The following is a 14,384-nucleotide window of genomic DNA, read 5'->3' as shown; positions in this document are numbered from 1 at the left end:
CAACCCGGCAAAATCACTTTTGAGCAAGGACCCCCGATGGATTCGACTCGGTATACGCGTGGGCAAGAGGCGCTGTCTAGAATTCATGGCCACATTGGCCAGGGCGTAATGGATGCCCTAGGCGATATTGCCCCAGATTTTGCACAGTTTATTATTGAGTTTCCCTACGGCGATATTTATTCCCGCGAGGGTTTGTCGCCTAAAGAACGGCAGATTGCCACGATCGCAGCCCTAGTCACCCTTGGCAATGCGCCCACAGAATTAAAAGCTCATATCCAAGGTGCGTTGAATGTAGGCTGTAGTCAAGCAGAAGTTGTCGAGGTCATCATGCAAATGGCCGTGTATGCAGGCTTTCCTGCTGCGGTCAACGCGCTATTGGTCGCCAAAGATGTATTTACAGAGTTGAACGCTCAAACTTAGAGCTACCCAGTGCAGTAAGCCTCGGTCAATTTAAGTAAGCCTGAATTGACCGAATTCTTCTCTTTGAGGAGAGCTAAGTTTGCCTTTTGGCCCTTTTCAATAGATAGCCAAAAATAGTTTTTTGCGGTCAAAACCTGACACGAAACTTCTGCGGCCAAGTATAAAAATTAAGTTTTTACAACGGCTGCATGGGCGTTCTACGTTTGGCGATATAGTGCGGCCAATTGTGCATTTGGTGCATCGCCCTCTATGGCAAAGTTTTCCTCCACAGCTGCCTTTTGGGGACTGTTGATCGGCTCTAGTTTAATAACCTTTGGAGTAAAGGCCCAAGACGCAACCTTAGCGCAGGCATCGAGCCGTCAGGCGGAAACTGAGGTCGCCAACTGGTTTGAGGCTAACCGCGATCGCCCCACCTTACTACGGGCCTTTGTGCAGCGCATGCCCAAGGGCGGCGACATTCACACCCATCTGAGCGGGGCTGTCTATGCCGAGCACTACATACAGTGGGCGGCGGCAGATGGCTACTGCATTGACCCGGCGATACCGGCCCTGGTTGAGCCTAGCGCCTGCAATCAAGACAGCAGCTACTTTCCAGCAGCTCAGCTCTACGGTCGCCCGGCCACCTACGACGCGTTGATTAACCTATGGTCGACGCGCAACTTACCCTTTGCCGGCCAGTCGGGCCATGACCAGTTTTTTGAGGCATTCGGCGGCTTCGACGCGATCTCCTCTTCCCTAACCCGCCAGGATGACATGGTGGCTGAGGTAGCCAACCGCGCCGCCGCCCAGCATATTTTTTACCTGGAGCTGTTGATGACGGTCAAAGGCAGCGAGGCAAGGCAGCTGGGGCGAACCGTAGGCTGGAGCAGCGACTTTGCCCAAATGCGCCAGCGGCTGCTCGACGCGGGTTTAATGGATCTCGTTGCTCAGGGCAGTCAGGATATGGCCGCCCTCGAACGCGAGGTGGGCAAAACCTTGGGCTGTGAAACACCGCGCCCCCAACCCGGTTGTGCCGTGACAGTGCGATATTTACAGCAGACCACCCGCACCCGCCTACCCGAGGAAGTGTTTGCCCAGTTTGTCTATGCCTTTGAGCTAGCCAAAGCCGACTCCCGCGTAGTTGGCATCAACCTGGTAGCGCCAGAAGATAACCCCGTGGCTCTGCGTGACTACAGCCTGCACATGGAGATGCTTGGGTTCCTCAAAGCCCAGTTCCCTGAGGTCAACGTTTCGCTTCACGCGGGGGAGCTAACCTTGGGATTGGTGCCGCCCGACGATTTGCGCTTTCACATTCGCCAGGCGGTGGAGGTGGCGCAGGCCAGCCGCATTGGTCACGGAGTCGCCATTCTCTACGAGGACGAGCCCTTTCAACTGTTGGAGGAGATGCGCCGCCGAGACGTACTGGTAGAAATCTGTCTCACCAGCAATGAGGTAATTCTCAATGTCGAGGGCGACGAGCACCCCTTTCTCGACTACCGGGCTGTTGGGGTACCGATGACTCTGGCCTCCGACGACGAGGGCATTGCCCGCATCGACTTGAGTAATGAGTATGGGCTGGCGACGCAGCGCTACGACCTGAGCTACCGCGACCTCAAGCAGCTAGCCCGCAATAGCTTGGAATATAGCTTTCTTGAGGGGGACAGCCTCTGGGCATCGCCCGAGTTTGGCCAGCTCTCAGCGTCCTGTGCCGGCGATACCCCTGGGTTGGGAACGACCTCAGAGGGCTGCGCCAGCTTTTTGGAAGGGAGCGATCGCGCCCGCATCCAGTGGCAGCTCGAAGCGGAATTTGCCGAATTTGAGTCGCTATCGTCGTTCCGGTCTCGCTGATGGCACAGGTTTTAGTTGTTACCGGCGGCAGTCGAGGAATTGGCGCTGCGACGGCCCGTTTAGCCGCTGAACGAGGGTATGCGGTCTGCGTCAACTATCTACACAATCCAGCGGCGGCTGGGAAGGTTGTTGACGCAATTGTCCAAGAGGGCGGATGGGCGATCGCCGTCGCCGCCGATATTTCCCTAGAAGACGATGTGCTGCGCCTCTTTCAAACGGTGGATGAGCAGCTGGGCACGCTGACGGCCTTGATCAACAACGCTGGAATTTTGGAACAGCAGCGGCGCGTGGATGAACTCGATGCTGTCCGGCTCAATCGCGTCTTTGCTGCCAACGTCACCGGCAGTTTTCTCTGCGCGCGCGAAGCCGTGAAGCGCATGTCAACGAAGTACGGCGGGGCGGGCGGGGCGATCGTCAATGTGTCGTCAGTGGCGGCGCGGCTGGGGTCACCGGGGGAATATGTGGACTACGCCGCGTCTAAGGGTGCGATCGACAGCCTGACCATTGGCCTCGCTAAGGAAGTGGCTGCCGAGAGCATTCGCGTCAATGCGGTGCGCCCCGGCTTTATCTATACCGATATTCACGCCAGCGGCGGCGAGCCCAATCGCGTTGAACGGGTAAAGTCCGCTGTGCCTATGCAGCGGGGCGGGCAGGCGGTGGAAGTAGCTCAGGCGATTCTGTGGCTACTGTCGGCGGAGGCATCCTATACTACTGGATCATTTATCGATATAGCGGGCGGCAAGTGAACGGAACTCTCCCCGATTTTCCGCCCCAAGATCCTGAGTTCGGAACAGACAATCGGACGCACAGATTTACTGATTGGATGAGCTAGCCCAGATGTTCATACCTGCCAACCTTTCCACCTGCGCCCCAGCCATCCAACTGGCAAACTTGCCCTATCCTCCGTTCAAAAGTTGGATGTATGAGGTAAGTTTAGGCCTGTGGTTTGGCCTTCCTCGGTTATGGGTTTTAAACGTTTTTTCACAGGCCTCTGCCTGGGCGTAGTGCTCAGCGTATGCCTTTCTTGTTCTCAACGGGCGCTACTCTCTGAGAACAATGCTCCAGTTGCCCCGGCCCCTGAGGCTGAGGCAATCTCCCCCACTGAGGCCCGCGAGGGTGCGGTAACAAATGGGACTCCAGCTCCGCCAGAGCTATCTGCCGAAGCCCAGGCGATCGTGGCCAGTGTCGCCGGTGGGCTGGCCAATCCGCCTCGCAAAGATGTGCGACTGGTGGCGATTAGTGACCTCAACAGCGCCTACGGCTCGACCGACTACGACCCCGAGGTGGACAAGGCGATCGCCCTATTACCCTTCTGGCAGCCCGACCTGGTGGTGTGCGGTGGCGATATGGTGGCGGGGCAAAGTCCATCTCTGACGGCACCTCAAATTCAGGCCATGTGGCAGGCGTTTGACGACCACGTAGCGGCCCCCCTGCGCCAACAATCCGTGCCTTTTGGCTTTACCATCGGCAACCACGATGCTTCGGGTGCCAGAGGCCCCAACAACCAATTTCTCTTTCAGCAGGAGCGCGACCTGGCTACGGCCTACTGGACGGCCGCCGAGCATAGCCCTGGGGTTAACTTTATCGATCGCACCGATTTTCCCTTTTACTACACCTTCGAGCAGCAGGGGATTTTCTTTATGGCCTGGGATGGCTCGTCGAGCCGATTGCCTGAGGAAAAGTTGGCCTGGGTGGAGCAAGCCCTGGCCAGCGACGCCGCCCAGCAGGCCAAGGCCCGTATTTTGCTCAGCCACCTGCCCCTCTATGGCATATCGGTGGGGCGCGACAAACCCGGCGAAGTGCTCGACAATGCCGATCAGCTGCGGGCCATGCTAGAGCGCTACAACGTGCACACCTACATCAGCGGTCACCAGCACGCCTACTACCCCGGCCACCGGGGCGATCTTCAGCTGTTGCACACCGGCCTATTGGGGTCTGGGCCCCGCGCCCTGATCGACAGCAGTTTGCCGCCGGGGAAAGTGTTAACGGTGATCGACGTTGACTTTGCCGACCCAGAGCTGACCACCTACACCAGCTACGATATGGCTACCCTGCGCACCATCGAGTACGCAGAACTCCCCCGGTTTTTGGCGGGCCACAACGGCATTGTGCTGCGGCGAGATGTCAGCTACGACGAGCTCACCCCCGACGAAAAATCTTTTTGTGAACAGCGGTTAGGCCCAGCCTTCTGCACGGGGCATTTGCCCTTTCCCGAACCCAAAACCTACAGCGCCTAGCCACCCTTTTCCCCCCCATGGGCAGGGCTGGGCAACAGCGTATTCTGTGCTAGTCTAATAAGGATTCCGGGCAACTATGCCCGAACTTTCTTGTCTGTATTACTTCGTACTGACAGCTAATCATGACGACTCTGCCTGGAGCAATGGGAGGTGGCTCGACCGCTCCGGGGCAATCTAGAACAGTCTGTAAATCTAACAACCTGTTGTTTGATTCGTTATTGCATGCCCAAGGAGTATAGAAGCGATTTCGTATGACTCAAGTCGTTGTAGGTGAAAACGAAGGCATTGAATCGGCCCTGCGCCGCTTTAAGCGGCAGGTCTCCAAGGCCGGGGTTTTTTCAGAAGTTAAGCGTCGTCGCCACTTCGAGACGCCCCAAGAAAAGCAAAAGCGCAAAGCTGTCGCACGCCGCAAAAAGCGCTTCCGTTAAGCCCCAGCTTGTGTAAACCACTTGTAAGGCAACTGCTACAAAAGAGGGATGCTGCTAGCCAGTGTCCCTCTTTTGATGTGGGCTGTTCGGGTCGGGCTAGTCGTCGGTGTTGGAGGTGACCAGGGTGAGCAGGGGGCCAACTTGCTCTTGGCCACTCACCGCCAAGTCGCTGTGGCAGAGCACAACGCGATCGCTGACTCGCCCCAACAGATCGCGCAAAATGCGCTCGGGGCGATCGCGGTGCAGCGTTTCAATATCCTCGGTAGTCCAGGGGCGACCCCGGTACGACCCTAAAAATATTGGGTAGCCAAACAGCAGATTGTCAGTGCCGGCTAGCCAGCGGGGCGACCCGGCATCGATCCAAAAGTGCCAGCGGTGGCGTAGGCGTTGCAGGCGGTACTGGTACACCGTGGCAATGGTGATTACCTGGGCCGACTCCACCGGGTAGGGGTTGGCGGTCACGGTACCCTGGCGCAGCAGCAGAATGAACCGCTCTAGGGAATTGCGGATCGGTTCAGCGGGTTTTTTGACCAGCATGGGTGTGACCTGGCGCAGGCGATCGTCCACCGCCCAGTAGTGCTGGGCGGTTTCCATTAGCTCTCGCAGAGCGGCAAGCTGGTCGGCGGGCAGATGACTACCGCCCCAGTAAAAGGCTTGAATAGCGCGATCGAGCACGCTCAGCACCCCTGGGGTCAAGCGCTGCTGGCGCTGTTGGCGCTGCTGCTCGATCCACTGGCGCAGGCGGCTGTAGGCTTCGGTGGCCTTGTAACCCAGCCGATCCCAGCGTTCAAAGCGCTCTACCGGCAACAGTTCGGGCTGCTCTAGGCTGGGTTCAAAGCAGTGGTCAACCAGCAGCTCGGCCCGCACCGGGTCAATCTGGACGGCCTCAAACCAGGGGCCCACCTCAGGGGCCTGGGGAATCTGGCTCAATACCACCAGCATTTCGGCTACCTCCTCGGCGGTGGCCAGCCGCCCCAAACCGGGATATACAAAGGTCAGCAGGGTGAGCAGCGATCGCACCAGGGGCGAATGAATCACCGGGCGCTGGTCGCTGAGGGAGGCCACGGGCAGCCCGCGATCGCTGAGAATTTCAGCCAGGGTGTAGCGGGCGATCGCATCCAAACCCGGACCAATAATCGCAATGTCCTGGGGAGCTACTCCCCCGTTCACCACCTCGACCACTCGCTCCGCCGTCTGGCGCAGCAGCTCTCCCCGCGGCACCGTTTGCAGGGTTTGGAAGCAGGGCAAAGGTTCCGGTAGAGCCAGAGGATCCATTACCCACTCCACCACCTGATCGCCCCACTCGTAAGCCAAGGAATCGGTTGCTGGGTTGGTCTGATCGATCACCTGGCACTGATCTCGCAGCTGTTCAAGGGCATCAGGATCCGCCCCCAGCCCCATTCGCACCTTGCCGTGACGGTTCCAGGTAACGGCCACGGGCCGCTCAGCGTCGATAAACACCTGTAACCATTGAGCGGCGATCGCCGGATACTCATCCAAGTCATCGGCAAATATGCCGCCATAGCGGGCCAGCAGTTTCTCTTGGTAGAGAGGGTGGGGCAACAAATGCCGCCAGTAAAGCTCGGTCATTACCCCATAGGTAAGCAGACCCCGCGCCAGACACCAATCGCGCCAATCTACCAGTGCATTGCCAATGGCCTGCCACACCGCTTCGGGGGCGAACCCTGGGGGAATACCCTCGGGCAGCAGCACAGGCAGGTCTTCTGCCGGAATGCCGCCAGCGGCCGCCAGCTGCAAAAAATCGAGCGATCGCCGCACGATTTGAGCCTCTAGCCAGCCCTCCACCGCCAAGGTGCCATCTAAGATTTGCTGACGCCAATGCTCGGCGGCCAATTCCTGCTCATTCTCAGGCCGCAGCCGCAGCGGAAACTGAGGCGACAGGTTCAGCTCAGCTACCAGCAGCGGCCAAAACAGGGTCACCTCATCCTGAATGAACCCATTGGGTGTGGTCGTGACCGCCGCCACACCAGGGGCAATATCTCCTAGCCGCGCAGCCAGCCGCAGGCGGTTGTCACCGTTAGCCGCAAAGATTAAGTGGCTCTGGCCTAGATCCAGTTGCGTCGCAGCATTAGGGCGCAACTGCTCTAGCAGCCAGGTGGTCTTGCCGCTGCCCGTCACACCCTCAAGCCATTGGGGCGAGTTTGCCATGCCAACCCGAGGTAAACGCTATGTCTACTCTATCCCGACTCCAGATACAAGACAGCCGAGGCAATAGACTGCCCCGGCTGCCGCTGAGATTCATTTGCTGAACCGCAAAAATTACTTAAGAGACAGAGATCGCCACCACCAGCAGCCCACCCACTAGAGCGAAAGCTAGACCACCCAAAATCAAATAGTTGCGCTTTTGGGTCGCACTTGGCGGCTCAGCCTCATACATCTTAGGCTCTGTGGCGAAGTTGTTGAGACGACCGCCCTCTTCGGTGGTGTAAGGCATAGCTATAATCCTTCTTAAAACTTGACTAACCTTAAAAGAAGGTTACCTGAATACCGCCCTTCTGGATACCCTCCGACTGATGGGGATCGCACTATACCCCTAAGCTTCCGTTGCTAGAGGCTGGCGCGGCACAAGATTTAAAGGCAGCGGTTGACCCACAGTCGGGGCCAGCACTCGGGTCGAAAGCCCTTGAGCCGCGATCGCCGCCTGTAGCGCTTGGGGATCACCCACCGTCTTGAGCCAATTAATCAACACTCCGCTATAGGTGACCTCGCCCGCGTCAGCGGTGGGCAACACTACCTGGGGGCGCAGCCAATCCACCAGTTCTAAAGCCCCTTTCTGCCCGCGGATGATTGGCCCGACCACGGGCAGCGCCAGATCGACCACCGGGGTGATCACCACATCCACGGGTCCTTCCGACTTCAGCTCAGGCCGGTGAAAGCCATGGGGTTCGTAGAACAGAGAGGCCCCTACCTCACCGCGCGAAATATCCCGCAGAACATAGCCATTTTCAACCACCAGTGGCCCTACAGGGGCACCGGGGATCGCTTTAACGGTCACCTGCTGGTTAAGGGTGAAGGTTTCGCCATGGCCGAGGGCAGTGACCTGGCTGTATCCGAGGCTCTCCGCCACCTTCGCCGCACTGGGCGAACCCACAACCGGAATGGCGCGATCGAGGGCATCGAGGGTGGGGGGATGGGCGTGGTCTTCCAGCCCCTGGCTGAGCAAGATCAGGTCAATCGCCTCAGGCAGGGGCTGAGGTTGGGGATGCTCTCCTCTAAACAGCCAGGTTTGCTGACCAAACACCAGCTCTCCCACCAGCCAGGGGTCGACCAAGATGCGCTGTCCGCCCATGCCAATCAACCAAGAGTTGCTGTCGAGCCAGGTGACTTCCATCGCACAATTCTCTGTAGAGCGCTATATCACTCAGTGTAACGGATTCTTTACAAAGTCATAGTTATATAGCGGAGGCGCGGCAAGCGGCAGGAGAAAACGAAGCCAAAACCAGTCTTCAGGTCAAAATTGTGCTTTGGGGTCACTGGGCGCTGGCCTGCAAATTCTCCTCGAAATTGTGCAAATGCGCTGATCCCCGTATAATCCATCTTGGTTTAAGAGTTAACGTTTGCTATCATTGCTCCCCGCCAATTTTGCCATGCCCCGTCTCCAGCTCAAGCCCTACACCGTGCTGATTACGGCAACCGGCAAGTCGCCTATCACCCTCCGGTTGTGCCCAGTGCCGCTACTAGTAGGGCTAGCGGTGTTGATAGGGTTACCCCTCACCTGGATTAGCGTGCTGCTCTACCAAAACGTGCAGTTGGTTCAACGCAACCAGCATTTGTCTGAAACCGCCAGCGAAGTGCTCACCGAGCTAGACGCCATTGGCAACGAGATCGAGGTGCTCAAACATCGAGCTGGCTTACCCGAGCAAAGCCTTGAAAACACCCGCGTCCCTAACTCCAAAGCGGAGATTCCCCCCCGAGGCGGCGTGGCGGGGGAGGCTCCGGCTGAAGTCATGTTCGACGAGGCTCGCCGTCAACTGCCGAGTTTGGAGGTGATGTTGTCTCGGGCCGTGAAGCCAGCCCTGGAGCAAACCCTGGAGTCCGAGGCCGAGCAGGCGGCAGCCTTCCCTAGCGGCAAACCGATCGCGGGCAAGCCCTCAATTTCCTCAGAGTTTGGTCTGCGCCCCAACCCCTTCGGTCGGCGGGGCTACGAAATGCACGAGGGCATCGACTTCGCAGGGCCAGTGGGCAAGCCCATTTTGGCCACCGCCGAGGGTGTGGTGGTACGGGCCGACTACAACGGCGGCTACGGCAACCACGTCAGAATCGACCACGGCTATGACTACGAAACCCTCTATGGCCACCTGTCAAAGCTGGAGGTCGAGATTGGCGATCGCGTCCAGCGGGGCGATGTAGTGGGCTATCTGGGCAGCACCGGGCGTTCCTCTGGTCCTCACCTGCACTACAGCGTCTACCGCAACGGTCAGGCGGTGAATCCTCGCTATTATTTGAAGCTGGCGGAAACGAATCAGGAAACTAAATAGTAGGATCGGTAAAACTACCTGGGCCGACGCCGGCATTACCGATCTATGGGCAACTCCTTTGGGGATTTATTTCGTATCACCACCTTTGGCGAATCCCACGGTGGTGGGGTAGGGGTGGTCATCGATGGCTGCCCGCCCCGTCTAGAGATTTCCGCTGAGGAAATTCAGGCCGAACTCGATCGCCGTCGCCCTGGTCAGAGCAAAATTACCACCCCTCGCAAAGAGAGCGATCGCTGCGAAATTCTCTCCGGCGTCTTTGAGGGCAAAACCTTGGGTACGCCCATCTCTATTCTGGTGCGCAACGAAAATACCCGCCCCCAGGACTACAGCGAAATGGTCACCGCCTATCGCCCCTCCCACGCCGATGCCACCTACGACGCTAAATACGGCCTGCGCAACCATCAGGGGGGTGGGCGATCGTCGGCGCGGGAAACCATTGGCCGGGTGGCAGCTGGGGCGATCGCTAAAAAGATCCTTCACCAGGTCACCGGCACTGAAATCATTGGCTACGTCAAGCGCATCCAAGACCTGGAGGGCAGCGTAGACCCCAGCGCCGTCACCCTAGAGCAGGTCGAGAGCAACATTGTCCGCTGCCCCGACCCGATCGCCGCCGAGCAGATGATCGACCGGATCGAAGCCATCCGCGACCAGGGCGACTCCATTGGCGGCGTGGTGGAGTGCGTGGCTCGCGGGGTCAAGGTTGGGCTGGGTTCTCCCGTATTCGACAAGCTTGAAGCTGACCTAGCTAAGGGCGTGATGTCGCTCCCCGCCAGCAAAGGCTTTGAAATTGGCTCTGGGTTCGCCGGTACCCTGCTCACCGGCAGCGAACACAACGACGAGTTCTACACCGATGCGGCGGGTACCTTGCGCACTCGCACCAATCGCTCCGGCGGCACCCAGGGAGGCATCTCTAACGGCGAAAATATCATCATTCGCGTTGCCTTTAAACCCACCGCCACCATCCGCAAAGCCCAAAACACCGTCACCAACACTGGCGAAGCCACCGTGCTAGCCGCGCGGGGTCGCCACGACCCCTGCGTGCTGCCCCGCGCCGTGCCCATGGTCGAGGCTATGGTGGCCCTAGTGCTGTGTGATCACCTGCTGCGCCACCACGGCCAGTGTGAGCTGTTCTAGTTAATAGCGGTTTCTAAAGGCTGACGCCAGACCATGAAAATTACCGGCCTTAACCAGGTATCTGAGGAGTCGGTCTCCCACAACCCGGCAATCAAAAAGCGGGTGCTGCTGCGTAGGGATGATTTACCCCACCTGACCAACTTTTCCCAAGCCCGCTTTGCTCCGGGCCAGGTTGCTCCGGGCCACAGCCACGCCGACATGGTTGAAGTGTTCTTTGTCGAAGCGGGCACTGGCACCATTACCGTTGACGGTCAGGCCTACCCACTGACTCCCGGCACCTGTATTGCGATCGAGCCCGGCGAACACCACGAAGTCGCCAACACTGGCACCCAGGAACTCGTCCTCACCTACTTCGGCCTCCGCAATTAGCGATTGCTCCATAGCCAGTGAAGTCTGGGGTTAGGACAGCCGAAAATGCGAGGATTCAAGCCTGACAGACGTTCTTCGCTCTTTTATTTCCGTTCTTTTGCTACAGCCACCAATCTCACCCCTTCACCTCTTACCTCTCTGCGGATCCTGCCGCAAATACTCGCCCAATCACCTCCTCTACCGGCGGATCACTGACGGTCAAATCCTGCACGTCCAAATCTCCCAGCAGCTGAGCGACAGTTTGAGTCAGGGTGTCGCGGTGCACAATCAGGCGAGCGGTGCAGCCCTCCAGGCTTTCTAATTCGCCGTAGCGGCTCAGGGTGGCAGCATCGCAGCCAGTGGCCAAATCGACAGTGACTTCTCGGTAGGGGGCGAAGCGATCGAGCAGCCCTTCTAGGCTGCCATCGTAGATTAAGCGTCCCTGGTAGATCAGCAGCACGCGACGACACAGGGCCGTAATATCAGCCATGTAGTGGCTGGTGAGCAAAATGGTGGCTTCGTAGCGCCGGTTGTAGTCACGCAAGAATTCTCGCACTGCCACCTGAGCGTTGACATCCAGTCCCAGAGTAGGCTCATCTAAAAACAAGACGCGGGGACGGTGCAACAGAGCCGCCATCATTTCCGCCTTCATGCGCTCACCGAGGGACAGCTTGCGCACAGGCTGGGTCAGCTTTCCCTGAAGGGCCAGCATCTCGGTGAGTTCGTCAATTCGATAGCGGAATTCCTTGTCAGAAAGACCATATATAGCGCCATTGATGCGCAACGAATCCAGGGCAGGCAAGTCCCATAGCAGCTGCTGTTTCTGGCCCATGACCAGGGTAATATCCTGCAAAAACTCAGTTCGTCGCTGAAAGGGCACCTGGTTGCCCACCCGCACAGTGCCGCTGGAGGGGTGAATCAGCCCGGTGAGCATCTTGAGGGTAGTGGTTTTGCCAGCACCATTGGGGCCCAAAAAACCTACCACCTCGCCAGGCTCAATGTGGAAGGAAATGGACTGCACTGCGTCTACCAGGCGATACTGACGACGCCAGAAATGCCTCAGCGTGCCCCTTAACCCAGACTCTTTAATGGCGATGGGATAGCGCTTGCTGAGCTGATTGACATCAATGGTGGGCATGGCGAAACAGTGAATAGAGCAGCTAGACCCGAGGTGAGGGCCATGGCTTTCACTTTACCGCTAACCACCTGCTGCGGCAGCTGGGCTGGCGATCGCCAGCCCAGCTGCAGGTAGTGAGTCCACGCAGCCTGCCTAATCTCTAGACTAAGTTCGCGTCCACCCGATCGCTACGGCTCACCAAAAAACAGTTGAACCTAGGCTTAGCCCACAACCCGGCGCAAAAAGTGGAGGCGCTCGTTAAGCCCCATGGTGTTGATGCGGGTGAGCAACGCCTTAGTTGTGGCCGAACCATCTTGGCAGGCCGTTATAGGCAAGCGGTTTGCAGGCGTGAGGCTGAACAGGCGGTGCCAGAAGGCCAGCTTCATATTCACGTTGAGGGTTTGGTAAGCCTGGGTGAACCGGGTATCAGCCCCAGCCAGAATATCGCGCAAGATTGCCGCTTGATCGTCACGGTCAACTTGCTGAATTTGGCCCAGCAGTTGCTGTACCGCTTGGGAGAAGAGCGCCACCGGGGCGATCGCCGCAAATGCCTGACCTAGGGTTTCATAAATCTGCCAAAGCACGGCAATCTTGCAGTCTACATCGACTGATTCGAACGATTGAACGGCTTGCTCAAACTGAAGGCGAACATCTATAGCGGTCATGGTAGGTTTCCTGTAAGAGCTTGTTATGGGGTTAGATAACAATGCGGCAGAACAGGTGAAGGCTCTGTCGCACAGTTTGCGATCGCTGGAGGATGGAATTTAGCTTTGGCTAGCCAAAGCTAAAGCAGTAGATTTAAGGGGTCGAAGCAGAAAAAGGAAGAAGAAGTCGTTTCAATTTAAAGGGGTTTATCGTCTATTCATATTGATCCCCGATGTTTTTGAATACGGGATATTTCTTCCAAGTTTCTTTTGATTTAAAGCATAGCCAGGGTTGATGGCTACGCTCACCCTCCGAAAGAGAGGGAAATCGCGTCTATTTAGTAGATTGTTGCCGAGCCGGGGCCATTGTCTTTTAATATTTAGTTACATAGTTAGGATGCCCGCTTCAGCAGCGGTAGCGTCCTTAGGGCTAATCTGGCTCAGGCCATTGCTTGGAGTACTGTTCTCTAGAGGTATGAGGGCAATTTTGATGTTTAAACGCAAAGCGGCTCCGCCATTGACCTATTTGAGTCAAAAAACTGAGTTTGAAGGGGTGCTCCACGCCGAGGGTATGCTGCGGGTCGATGGCGTGATTCACGGCACCGTAGATGTCAACGGTGATCTAGAGATTTCCTCTACAGGGTTAATCGAAGGCCCCGAAGTGAAGGCCCAAAACATTATGGTGCAGGGAGTACTGAAGGCCCGAGTCTTTGCTGAAGGCAAGCTCACCCTCAGCCGCACCGCTCGTTTAGAAGGCGATGTAGTGGCCGGAGCCCTAGAAATAGAACCGGGTGCCTACTACACCGGATATATAGAGACTCGAGACGCCAAGTCACTGCCGCCAGCGCGCGAGGTGCCCGAGCTTTACGGCACCACTGAGCTTTAGCTCAACTAGCGCGCGACTAACCATTGAGGCGCTGCTAGTCGCGCATAATCCAGGTGGTCAATACCAGGGCTATGCCCCCCAGCAGCCAGGGCGAAGGCGCTAAGAGCTGACCTAGGTGGGTGAGGCCATTGACGACATGGGCAATCGCCCACGTCGTCAACACGCAGATTATCAGCATCACAAGTTCCATCGCTGGTGCCTCCTGCGGTCGTCACTAGATACACTACTTATATTGGGCTGGTGTCAATGGAGACAGTTCAACTTCTGTCTATTATGGCTACTAAGCGCGGCGGCTACCGAGCACCATAGAATTGAACCGTAGGAGGCTGGGGCCATGACCATTAAGCATCAACGTCGTGGGGCAATGGTGCTCGCCGCAGGCCTCTCCGTGGGTCTCATATCAGCGCTGCCCACCCTGGCCCAGCAGGCCAACTTTGAGTCGTTCACGCTGTCTGGTGCCACCCCAGCCGCCAGCGTTAGCGGCTTTACCAACGGAATTTCTGCGCTGTCTAATATTGCTGGGCGCGATCGCAACGGCAATATCTGCGCTGGGTTTGCCGACGTCGCCCCCGATCACGTCATGGTATTGCAGCAAGACTTTGCCACCCTCACTCTCCAGGTCAACAGCGGCGGCAACGACACTAGCCTCCTTATTCAAGGGCCCGATGGCACCGTGCGCTGTGGCGACGACACCGATCGCCGCAATCCCGACGCCCTGGTTCAAGACCAAAGCTGGTCAACGGGCACCTATAGCATTTGGGTGGGTTCCCACCAGCAGGGGCAGCGCTACAACTATTCCCTCAGTGCTAATCCCTAGGGCTGTCCTGCTGTCTTCGTTGGCGTC

General features: G+C 57.6%; 16 protein-coding genes. 10 read left to right on the top strand and 6 right to left on the bottom strand.

The features are described from left to right. The first annotated feature begins 36 nt into the window (after positions 1–36). The 5 genes from H6F75_RS07415 (at position 37) to rpsU (ending at position 4,912) form a co-directional block, all read left to right on the top strand. Positions 37–420 (top strand): carboxymuconolactone decarboxylase family protein, encoded by a 384-nt coding sequence (locus tag H6F75_RS07415; RefSeq protein WP_190750721.1) that lies wholly within the window; start codon positions 37–39, stop codon positions 418–420. Between the two features lie 249 nt (positions 421–669). Next, on the top strand, positions 670–2,247 hold the full coding sequence (locus H6F75_RS07410) for an adenosine deaminase (protein WP_190750719.1): 1,578 nt from the start codon (positions 670–672) through the stop codon (positions 2,245–2,247). Next, positions 2,247–2,993: an SDR family oxidoreductase gene (locus tag H6F75_RS07405; protein WP_190750717.1), complete on the top strand. Its 747-nt coding sequence runs from the start codon at positions 2,247–2,249 to the stop codon at positions 2,991–2,993. Before H6F75_RS07410 ends, H6F75_RS07405 begins: the two co-directional genes overlap by 1 nt. 216 nt (positions 2,994–3,209) lie before the next feature. Continuing rightward, a complete protein-coding gene (locus H6F75_RS07400; protein ID WP_190750715.1) occupies positions 3,210–4,484 on the top strand; it encodes a metallophosphoesterase in 1,275 nt (424 codons plus the stop codon). Positions 4,485–4,735: 251 nt separating this feature from the next. After that, positions 4,736–4,912, top strand: coding sequence for a 30S ribosomal protein S21 (gene rpsU, locus H6F75_RS07395; RefSeq protein WP_073606751.1), 177 nt, complete (start codon positions 4,736–4,738; stop codon positions 4,910–4,912). Positions 4,913–5,008: 96 nt separating this feature from the next. On the opposite strand, the gene H6F75_RS07390 is transcribed toward rpsU, so the two are convergent. The 3 genes from H6F75_RS07390 to H6F75_RS07380 all read right to left on the bottom strand — a co-directional run bounded on the left by H6F75_RS07390 (position 5,009) and on the right by H6F75_RS07380 (position 8,264). Next, positions 5,009–7,081 carry a hypothetical protein gene (locus H6F75_RS07390; protein WP_190750713.1) on the bottom strand — a complete coding sequence of 691 codons (2,073 nt, stop codon included), beginning with the start codon at positions 7,079–7,081 and terminating at the stop codon, positions 5,009–5,011. Positions 7,082–7,196: 115 nt separating this feature from the next. Next, the gene (locus H6F75_RS07385) at positions 7,197–7,367 is read right to left on the bottom strand and encodes a ssl1498 family light-harvesting-like protein (protein WP_190750711.1); all 171 of its coding nucleotides are present in this window, start codon (positions 7,365–7,367) and stop codon (positions 7,197–7,199) included. A 99-nt stretch (positions 7,368–7,466) separates the two neighbouring features. Further along, complete coding sequence (locus H6F75_RS07380) at positions 7,467–8,264, bottom strand: MBL fold metallo-hydrolase (protein ID WP_190750710.1); 798 nt, start codon at positions 8,262–8,264, stop codon at positions 7,467–7,469. Positions 8,265–8,520: 256 nt separating this feature from the next. On the opposite strand from H6F75_RS07380, the gene H6F75_RS07375 reads away from it, so the two are divergent. Genes H6F75_RS07375 through H6F75_RS07365 form a run of 3 tightly spaced genes read left to right on the top strand, consistent with a single transcriptional unit; the run spans position 8,521 to position 10,914 of the window. Then, positions 8,521–9,411 (top strand): M23 family metallopeptidase, encoded by an 891-nt coding sequence (locus H6F75_RS07375; RefSeq protein ID WP_190750708.1) that lies wholly within the window; start codon positions 8,521–8,523, stop codon positions 9,409–9,411. Positions 9,412–9,456: 45 nt separating this feature from the next. Beyond that, positions 9,457–10,545 carry a chorismate synthase gene (aroC, locus tag H6F75_RS07370; protein ID WP_190750706.1) on the top strand — a complete coding sequence of 363 codons (1,089 nt, stop codon included), beginning with the start codon at positions 9,457–9,459 and terminating at the stop codon, positions 10,543–10,545. 33 nt (positions 10,546–10,578) lie between these two features. Further along, positions 10,579–10,914 (top strand): cupin domain-containing protein, encoded by a 336-nt coding sequence (locus H6F75_RS07365; RefSeq protein ID WP_190750704.1) that lies wholly within the window; start codon positions 10,579–10,581, stop codon positions 10,912–10,914. A gap of 130 nt (positions 10,915–11,044) precedes the next feature. Here H6F75_RS07365 and H6F75_RS07360 read toward each other — a convergent pair whose 3' ends face one another. Both H6F75_RS07360 and H6F75_RS07355 read right to left on the bottom strand, forming a co-directional pair. Further along, the gene (locus tag H6F75_RS07360) at positions 11,045–12,031 is read right to left on the bottom strand and encodes an ATP-binding cassette domain-containing protein (protein WP_190750702.1); all 987 of its coding nucleotides are present in this window, start codon (positions 12,029–12,031) and stop codon (positions 11,045–11,047) included. 200 nt (positions 12,032–12,231) lie between these two features. Further along, the gene (locus H6F75_RS07355) at positions 12,232–12,675 is read right to left on the bottom strand and encodes an orange carotenoid protein N-terminal domain-containing protein (RefSeq protein WP_190750700.1); all 444 of its coding nucleotides are present in this window, start codon (positions 12,673–12,675) and stop codon (positions 12,232–12,234) included. A gap of 469 nt (positions 12,676–13,144) precedes the next feature. Here H6F75_RS07355 and H6F75_RS07350 point away from each other — a divergent pair, with 469 nt between their 5' ends. Beyond that, a complete protein-coding gene (locus H6F75_RS07350) occupies positions 13,145–13,540 on the top strand; it encodes a polymer-forming cytoskeletal protein (RefSeq protein ID WP_190750698.1) in 396 nt (131 codons plus the stop codon). Between the two features lie 34 nt (positions 13,541–13,574). Here H6F75_RS07350 and H6F75_RS07345 read toward each other — a convergent pair whose 3' ends face one another. Beyond that, positions 13,575–13,730 carry a hypothetical protein gene (locus H6F75_RS07345; protein WP_190750696.1) on the bottom strand — a complete coding sequence of 52 codons (156 nt, stop codon included), beginning with the start codon at positions 13,728–13,730 and terminating at the stop codon, positions 13,575–13,577. A 144-nt stretch (positions 13,731–13,874) separates the two neighbouring features. Between H6F75_RS07345 and H6F75_RS07340 the strand changes: the two genes are divergently transcribed. Beyond that, complete coding sequence (locus H6F75_RS07340; RefSeq protein WP_190750694.1) at positions 13,875–14,357, top strand: hypothetical protein; 483 nt, start codon at positions 13,875–13,877, stop codon at positions 14,355–14,357. The last annotated feature ends 27 nt before the right edge of the window (positions 14,358–14,384 follow it).

Source organism: Nodosilinea sp. FACHB-131 (genome assembly GCF_014695395.1).
Classification (GTDB): domain Bacteria; phylum Cyanobacteriota; class Cyanobacteriia; order Phormidesmidales; family Phormidesmidaceae; genus Nodosilinea.
Note: the sequence above shows the minus strand (reverse complement) of the source record. Positions and strands in the feature narration are given on the sequence as shown.

What these genes read in the sequence shown, in the direction of transcription:
- H6F75_RS07375 (WP_190750708.1), top strand. Translation starts at nt 8,521, where the DNA reads ATGCCCCGTCTCCAGCTCAAGCCCTACACCGTGCTGATTACGGCAACC.
- H6F75_RS07390 (WP_190750713.1), bottom strand. Translation starts at nt 7,081, where the DNA reads ATGGCAAACTCGCCCCAATGGCTTGAGGGTGTGACGGGCAGCGGCAAG.
- H6F75_RS07400 (WP_190750715.1), top strand. Translation starts at nt 3,210, where the DNA reads ATGGGTTTTAAACGTTTTTTCACAGGCCTCTGCCTGGGCGTAGTGCTC.
- H6F75_RS07385 (WP_190750711.1), bottom strand. Translation starts at nt 7,367, where the DNA reads ATGCCTTACACCACCGAAGAGGGCGGTCGTCTCAACAACTTCGCCACA.
- H6F75_RS07380 (WP_190750710.1), bottom strand. Translation starts at nt 8,264, where the DNA reads ATGGAAGTCACCTGGCTCGACAGCAACTCTTGGTTGATTGGCATGGGC.
- H6F75_RS07355 (WP_190750700.1), bottom strand. Translation starts at nt 12,675, where the DNA reads ATGACCGCTATAGATGTTCGCCTTCAGTTTGAGCAAGCCGTTCAATCG.
- H6F75_RS07410 (WP_190750719.1), top strand. Translation starts at nt 670, where the DNA reads ATGGCAAAGTTTTCCTCCACAGCTGCCTTTTGGGGACTGTTGATCGGC.
- H6F75_RS07345 (WP_190750696.1), bottom strand. Translation starts at nt 13,730, where the DNA reads ATGGAACTTGTGATGCTGATAATCTGCGTGTTGACGACGTGGGCGATT.
- rpsU (WP_073606751.1), top strand. Translation starts at nt 4,736, where the DNA reads ATGACTCAAGTCGTTGTAGGTGAAAACGAAGGCATTGAATCGGCCCTG.
- H6F75_RS07340 (WP_190750694.1), top strand. Translation starts at nt 13,875, where the DNA reads ATGACCATTAAGCATCAACGTCGTGGGGCAATGGTGCTCGCCGCAGGC.
- H6F75_RS07405 (WP_190750717.1), top strand. Translation starts at nt 2,247, where the DNA reads ATGGCACAGGTTTTAGTTGTTACCGGCGGCAGTCGAGGAATTGGCGCT.
- H6F75_RS07365 (WP_190750704.1), top strand. Translation starts at nt 10,579, where the DNA reads ATGAAAATTACCGGCCTTAACCAGGTATCTGAGGAGTCGGTCTCCCAC.
- H6F75_RS07350 (WP_190750698.1), top strand. Translation starts at nt 13,145, where the DNA reads ATGTTTAAACGCAAAGCGGCTCCGCCATTGACCTATTTGAGTCAAAAA.
- H6F75_RS07360 (WP_190750702.1), bottom strand. Translation starts at nt 12,031, where the DNA reads ATGCCCACCATTGATGTCAATCAGCTCAGCAAGCGCTATCCCATCGCC.
- aroC (WP_190750706.1), top strand. Translation starts at nt 9,457, where the DNA reads ATGGGCAACTCCTTTGGGGATTTATTTCGTATCACCACCTTTGGCGAA.
- H6F75_RS07415 (WP_190750721.1), top strand. Translation starts at nt 37, where the DNA reads ATGGATTCGACTCGGTATACGCGTGGGCAAGAGGCGCTGTCTAGAATT.